The 6,046-nt window shown below is 63.2% G+C and carries 11 protein-coding genes; all 11 read left to right on the forward strand.

Annotation, left to right across the window (positions count from 1 at the left end; translation table 11 throughout):
* The first annotated feature begins 72 nt into the window (after positions 1-72).
* The 11 genes from rplN (at position 73) to secY (ending at position 5,903) form a co-directional block, all read left to right on the forward strand.
* Positions 73-441 (forward strand): 50S ribosomal protein L14, encoded by a 369-nt coding sequence (gene rplN / locus AC0L2J_RS08525; RefSeq protein ID WP_007603030.1) that lies wholly within the window; start codon positions 73-75, stop codon positions 439-441.
* The gene (gene rplX, locus AC0L2J_RS08530; RefSeq protein ID WP_007603031.1) at positions 441-755 is read left to right on the forward strand and encodes a 50S ribosomal protein L24; all 315 of its coding nucleotides are present in this window, start codon (positions 441-443) and stop codon (positions 753-755) included. Before rplN ends, rplX begins: the two co-directional genes overlap by 1 nt.
* Positions 748-1,305 (forward strand): 50S ribosomal protein L5, encoded by a 558-nt coding sequence (gene rplE / locus AC0L2J_RS08535; RefSeq protein ID WP_473388621.1) that lies wholly within the window; start codon positions 748-750, stop codon positions 1,303-1,305. Before rplX ends, rplE begins: the two co-directional genes overlap by 8 nt.
* Positions 1,306-1,351: 46 nt before the next feature.
* Complete coding sequence (gene rpsN, locus AC0L2J_RS08540; protein WP_007611604.1) at positions 1,352-1,657, forward strand: 30S ribosomal protein S14; 306 nt, start codon at positions 1,352-1,354, stop codon at positions 1,655-1,657.
* Positions 1,658-1,671: 14 nt separating this feature from the next.
* Entirely contained in the window at positions 1,672-2,070 is a 399-nt protein-coding gene (gene rpsH, locus AC0L2J_RS08545; RefSeq protein ID WP_007603034.1) for a 30S ribosomal protein S8, read from the forward strand.
* 16 nt (positions 2,071-2,086) lie between these two features.
* Positions 2,087-2,620: a 50S ribosomal protein L6 gene (rplF, locus tag AC0L2J_RS08550; protein WP_007611603.1), complete on the forward strand. Its 534-nt coding sequence runs from the start codon at positions 2,087-2,089 to the stop codon at positions 2,618-2,620.
* 11 nt (positions 2,621-2,631) lie between these two features.
* A complete protein-coding gene (gene rplR, locus AC0L2J_RS08555) occupies positions 2,632-2,994 on the forward strand; it encodes a 50S ribosomal protein L18 (RefSeq protein ID WP_007603036.1) in 363 nt (120 codons plus the stop codon).
* A gap of 47 nt (positions 2,995-3,041) precedes the next feature.
* Positions 3,042-3,629 (forward strand): 30S ribosomal protein S5, encoded by a 588-nt coding sequence (gene rpsE / locus AC0L2J_RS08560; protein WP_007603037.1) that lies wholly within the window; start codon positions 3,042-3,044, stop codon positions 3,627-3,629.
* Positions 3,630-3,654: 25 nt separating this feature from the next.
* On the forward strand, positions 3,655-3,861 hold the full coding sequence (gene rpmD, locus AC0L2J_RS08565; protein WP_007603038.1) for a 50S ribosomal protein L30: 207 nt from the start codon (positions 3,655-3,657) through the stop codon (positions 3,859-3,861).
* 72 nt (positions 3,862-3,933) lie between these two features.
* Entirely contained in the window at positions 3,934-4,419 is a 486-nt protein-coding gene (gene rplO / locus AC0L2J_RS08570; RefSeq protein WP_473388625.1) for a 50S ribosomal protein L15, read from the forward strand.
* A 152-nt stretch (positions 4,420-4,571) separates the two neighbouring features.
* Entirely contained in the window at positions 4,572-5,903 is a 1,332-nt protein-coding gene (gene secY, locus AC0L2J_RS08575) for a preprotein translocase subunit SecY (RefSeq protein ID WP_007611601.1), read from the forward strand.
* The last annotated feature ends 143 nt before the right edge of the window (positions 5,904-6,046 follow it).

The raw sequence follows: 6,046 nt of genomic DNA on the forward strand, positions 1-6,046 counted from the left end.
TAGCCGACTGACTTCAGGTAAATGTTGAGCGCCGGCTGGGCTGGCGCAAAGAGAAGAGGACGAGGTGCATCAATGATTCAGATGCAGACCAACCTCGACGTGGCCGATAATTCTGGCGCACGCCGTGTCATGTGTATCAAGGTGCTCGGGGGCTCCAAGCGCCGCTACGCCACGATCGGCGACATCATCGTTGTCTCGATCAAGGAAGCGATTCCGCGTGGCAAGGTGAAGAAGGGCGACGTGATGAAGGCCGTCGTAGTGCGCGTCCGCAAGGACATCCGCCGCGCCGACGGTTCGGTCATCCGCTTCGACCGCAACGCCGCCGTTCTGATCAACAATCAGTCCGAGCCGGTCGGTACCCGTATCTTCGGGCCCGTGCCGCGCGAGCTGCGCGCCAAGAACCACATGAAGATCATCTCGCTCGCGCCGGAGGTGCTGTGATGGCTGCGAAGATCCGCAAGGGCGACAAGGTCGTCGTGCTGACCGGCCGCGACAAGGGCCGCACCGGCGAGGTGTTCGAAGTGCGTCCCGACGCCGGTACGGCGCTGGTTCGCGGCATTAACATGGTCAAGCGTCACCAGAAGCAGACGCAGGCCCAGGAGGGCGGCATCATCTCGAAAGAGTCGCCGATCCAACTGTCCAACATCGCGTATGTCGGCAAGGACGGGAAGCCGACCCGCGTCGGATTCAAGATTCTGGCGGACGGCAAGAAGGTCCGCATCGCCAAGAGCTCGGGAGCTGAGATCGATGGCTGAGGCCGCTTACACACCGCGCCTGCGCGCGGAATACGACGCGAAGATCCGGACGGAAATGACCGAGAAGTTCGGTTATGAGAACGTCATGCAGGTTCCGCGCCTGGACAAGGTCGTGCTGAACATGGGCGTTGGCGATTCCGTCAACGACCGCAAGAAGGCCGAGAACGCCGCTGCGGAATTGACCCAGATCGCCGGCCAGAAGGCGATCGTGACCTATTCGCGCGTCGCGATCGCGACCTTCAAGTTGCGTGAGAACCAGCCGATCGGCTGCAAGGTCACGCTGCGCAAGGCCCGCATGTACGAGTTCATCGATCGCCTTGTGACGGTCGCGCTGCCGCGCGTCCGCGACTTCCGCGGCTTGAACCCGAAGAGCTTCGACGGCCGCGGCAACTACTCGCTCGGCCTCAAGGAACACATCATTTTCCCCGAGATCGACTTCGACAAGGTCACGGAATCCCGCGGCATGGACATCACCGTCTGCACCACGGCCAAGACCGACGACGAGACGAGGGCCTTGTTGACCGCTTTCAATTTCCCGTTCCGGCAGTGAGACGCTGACCTAAAGCCTCTCAAACGCGGATACCCAGGAGCCAAGCATGGCAAAGAAGAGTTCAATCGAGAAGAACAACCGGCGCAAGCGGATGACGAAGAACGCCGCCCCGAAGCGCGAGCGGTTGAAGGCGATCATCGCCGACAAGACGTTGCCGATGGAGGAGCGGTTCGCCGCGACCCTGAAGTTGGCGGAAATGCCGCGCAACTCGTCGGCGACCCGCATCCGTCTGCGTTGCGAGCTGTCGGGCCGTTCGCGCTCGAACTATCGCTTGACCAAACTGTCCCGCATCGCAATGCGGGACCTTGGCTCCAAGGGCATGGTCCCGGGCCTCGTGAAGTCCAGCTGGTAAGGAGGGTCGTTTAGATGTCTACGCACGATCCAATCAGCGATCTCATCACCCGCATCCGCAACGCGCAGATGCGCTCCAAGAACAAGGTCTCCACGCCTGGCTCGAAGATGCGCGAGAACGTGCTCGAGGTGCTGAAGAGCGAAGGCTACATCCGCGGTTACGCCACGCTCGAGCACTCCTCGGGCCGCAGCGAGATCGAGATCGAGCTGAAGTATTTCGACGGCGAGCCCGTTATCCGCGAGATCGAGCGTGTCTCCAAGCCCGGGCGTCGCGTTTACGCCTCGGTGAAGAACCTGCCGCGGGTCAATAACGGACTCGGCATTTCGGTGTTGTCGACGCCGAAGGGAATCATGGCTGACCACAGTGCGCGTGAAGCGAACGTGGGCGGCGAAGTTCTCTTCACGGTGTTCTGAGAAGGATTTTTGATCCATGTCACGTGTTGGCAAAAGGCCGGTAGCGGTGCCGTCGGGTGTGACCGCGACCGTCGACGGGCAGACCGTCAAGATGAAGGGGCCGAAGGGTCAGCTTCAGTTCGTCGTCCATAGCGACGTCGAGGTGAAGCTCGACAACGGCCAGGTCAAGGTGAACCCGCGGGTCGAGACCAACCGCGCGCGGGCCCTGTACGGGACCGCTCGCGCCCAGGTCGCGAATCTGGTCGAAGGCGTCACCAAGGGTTTCGAGAAGAAGCTCGAAATCACCGGCGTCGGTTACCGCGCCGCGCTGCAGGGCAAGAACCTGCAGCTCGCGCTCGGCTACAGCCACGATGTGGTCTACGCGATCCCGGAAGGGATCACGATCACCGTGCCGAAGCCGACCGAGATCACGGTGACCGGCAGCGACATCCAGCGCGTCGGCCAGGTCGCCGCCGAGATTCGCTCCTATCGTCCGCCGGAGCCCTACAAGGGCAAGGGCGTGAAGTATGTTGGCGAATTCATCTTCCGCAAGGAAGGCAAGAAGAAGTAACGGAGCCGGTCATGTCGAAAGCCAAGGTTACGAATGCCCGGCGCAAGCGCAGTGTACGTCTGAAGCTGCGCCGCTCGGGTGGCGGCCGTCCGCGCCTGTCGGTGTTCCGCTCGTCCAAGCACATCTACGCCCAGGTCATCGACGATCTGAAGGGCGAGACGCTGGCCTCTGCCTCGTCGCTCGAGAAGTCGATGCGCGATGGCGGCAAGACCGGCGCCGACATCGATGCGGCGAAGGCGGTCGGCAAGCTGCTGGCCGAGCGCGCCGCCGAGAAGGGTGTCAAGGAAGTCGTGTTCGACCGCGGCAGCTATCTCTATCACGGGCGCGTCAAGGCTCTTGCCGACGCGGCGCGTGAGAGCGGGCTGAGCTTCTAACAGAATTTGAGGATTGAGGCGTAAGCCTCTGAAGGACTGGAAAAACCATGGCAGAACGCGAACAACGTGGTGGACGCGATCAACGCGGCGGCGGACGTGAACGCAGGGAAGAGCGCGACAGCGAGTTCGTCGACAAGCTCGTCCACATCAATCGCGTCGCCAAGGTCGTCAAGGGCGGCAAGCGCTTCGGTTTCGCAGCGCTGGTCGTGATCGGAGACCAGAAGGGCCGCGCCGGCTTCGGTCACGGCAAGGCGCGCGAAGTGCCCGAGGCGATCCGCAAGGCAACCGAATCCGCCAAGCGCAACCTGACCCGCGTGTCGTTGCGCGAGGGCCGCACGCTGCACCACGACATCGCCGGCCGTCATGGCGCGGGCCGTGTTTATCTGCGCGCAGCTCCGGCCGGTACCGGCATCATCGCCGGCGGTCCGATGCGCGCCGTGTTCGAGACGCTCGGCGTACAGGACGTGGTTGCGAAGTCGATCGGCTCGTCGAACCCGTACAACATGGTTCGCGCGACCTTCGATGCGCTGAAGCATCAGGATTCGCCGCGCTCGGTCGCTGCCCGCCGCAACATCAAGGTGTCCACCCTCCAGTCCCGCCGTATCGGTGGCGACGCCGAGGCGGTTGCCGAATAACGGAAGCTTTTCGGAGTAGACGCCCATGGCCAAGAGTGCCGTTACGACCGCAAAGACGATCAAGATCGAGCAGACCGGTAGCGCGATCCGCCGCCATCATTCGCAGCGCTCGACGCTGATCGGGCTCAAGCTCAACAAGATCGGCCGCACCAGCGAACTGCCGGACACTCCGGCGGTCCGCGGCATGATCTTGAAAGTTCACCATCTCGTTCGCATCGTCGACGAGAAGTAAGCAAAGGCGCACGATCCCGAAGCGGGACCCGTTTTCGGTGAAGGTCATGCGCAAGAAACAAGGAGCAGGGCGATGAAGCTCAGCGATATCGCCGACAATGCCGGCTCGCGCAATAAGCGTATGCGCGTCGGCCGCGGCATTGGTTCGGGCAAGGGCAAGCAGGCCGGCCGCGGTGGCAAGGGCCAGACCGCGCGTTCGGGCGTGCGCATCAAGGGTTTCGAAGGCGGCCAGATGCCCTTGCATCGCCGTCTGCCAAAGCGCGGCTTCAACAACATCTTCCGTGTCGAGTTCGCCGAGATCAATCTCGACCGGCTCCAGGACGCGGTGGATGCCAAGAAGATCGACGCCGGCAGCGTCGTGAACGTCGAATCCCTGGTCAAGGCCGGCGTGCTGCGCCGCGCCAAGGGCGGCCTGCGGCTGCTCGGCCGCGGCGAGTTCAAGGCCAAGCTCAACATCGAAGTGCACGGCGCCTCGAAGACCGCGATCGCGGCAGTCGAGAAGGCCGGCGGCTCGGTGAAGATCCTCGCGCCTGCCAAGGAAGAAGGCGAGGCGGCGTAACAACTGCGTCATCGGCCCGCGGCTCGCGGGCCTTTACGCATGCGGGACGATGGACTTATCGAAGCCGTAGCCCCAGATAATGTCCGGTGTCCGGTATAATGTAGCCCGGCCGCGGGCATAACGGCGCAATAAGCGGCGGGAGAAAGTCCAAGATGGCCTCTGCAGCGGAACAACTGGCAGCCAATCTCAATTTCGGTGCGTTTGCCAAGGCCGACGAACTGAAGAAGCGCATCTGGTTCACCTTGGGTGCGCTGCTCGTTTATCGGCTCGGGACCTACATCCCGCTGCCCGGCATCGATCCCAACATCTGGGAGCAGGTGTTCCGCTCCCAGGCGGGCGGCATCCTCGGCATGTTCAACATGTTCGCCGGCGGCGGCATTCACCGCATGGCGATCTTTGCGCTGAACATTATGCCGTACATCTCGGCCTCCATCATCATCCAGCTCCTGACCACCGTCTCGCCGCAGCTCGAGGCGCTGAAGAAGGAAGGCGAGTCCGGCCGCAAGCTGCTGAACCAGTACACCCGTTATCTCACGGTGATCCTGGCCGCGTTCCAGTCCTACGGCATCGCGGTGGGCCTCGAAGGCGCCGGCAACGTCGTCAGCGACCCCGGCATGTTCTTCCGTCTGTCCACGGCGATCACGCTGACCGGCGGCACCATGTTCCTGATGTGGCTGGGCGAGCAGATCACCTCGCGCGGCATCGGCAACGGCATTTCCCTGATCATTCTCTCCGGCATCGTCGCCGAGCTGCCCGCGGCGCTCGCCAACATGCTCGAGCTCGGCCGTCAGGGTGCGATGTCGACCGGCCTGATTCTGGTCGTCATCATCATGGCGGTGGCCGTGATCGCCTTCATCGTGTTCGTGGAGCGCGCCCAGCGCCGGCTCTTGATCCAGTATCCGAAGCGCCAGGTCGGCAACAAGATGTTCGAGGGGCAGTCCTCGCATCTGCCGCTCAAGCTCAACACCTCGGGCGTGATCCCGCCGATCTTCGCGTCTTCGTTGCTGCTGCTGCCGACCACGGTTGCGAACTTCAACGCGGGCAGCGGGCCGGAATGGTTCCAGTGGATCAACACCCAGCTCGGCCACGGCCGTCCGCTGTTCCTGATCATGTATCTGGCGCTGATCGTGTTCTTCGCCTTCTTCTACACCGCGATCGTGTTCAATCCGACCGAGACTGCGGACAATCTGAAGAAGCACGGCGGCTTCATTCCGGGTATCCGTCCGGGCGAGCGTACCGCGGAATATATCGACTACGTGCTGTCGCGCATCACCGTGCTCGGCGCGGTCTATCTGGCGATCGTCTGCTTGATCCCGGAAATCCTGATCTCCTACGCGTCGGTACCGTTCTACTTTGGCGGTACTTCGCTGCTGATCGTCGTCAGCGTCACCATGGACACGGTGGCGCAGGTGCAGGGTTATCTCCTGGCGCATCAGTACGAAGGTCTGATCCGGAAGTCGAAGCTGCGCGGCCGCCGCCGTTAAGCGCGGCGTCCTCTCGGGCGGCGCAATTGCGCTGCCGATTCGGGGGGGGGGGGACCCCCGCGGGCGGCGGGCCGGCGGTGGGGGGGGGCGGGCCCGCCCCCGGGGGAATGGGGTGGGTGCAGAGAGGGAACCACACAGAAGGA

The sequence above is a fragment of the Bradyrhizobium sp. MV1.5 genome, assembly GCF_055807615.1.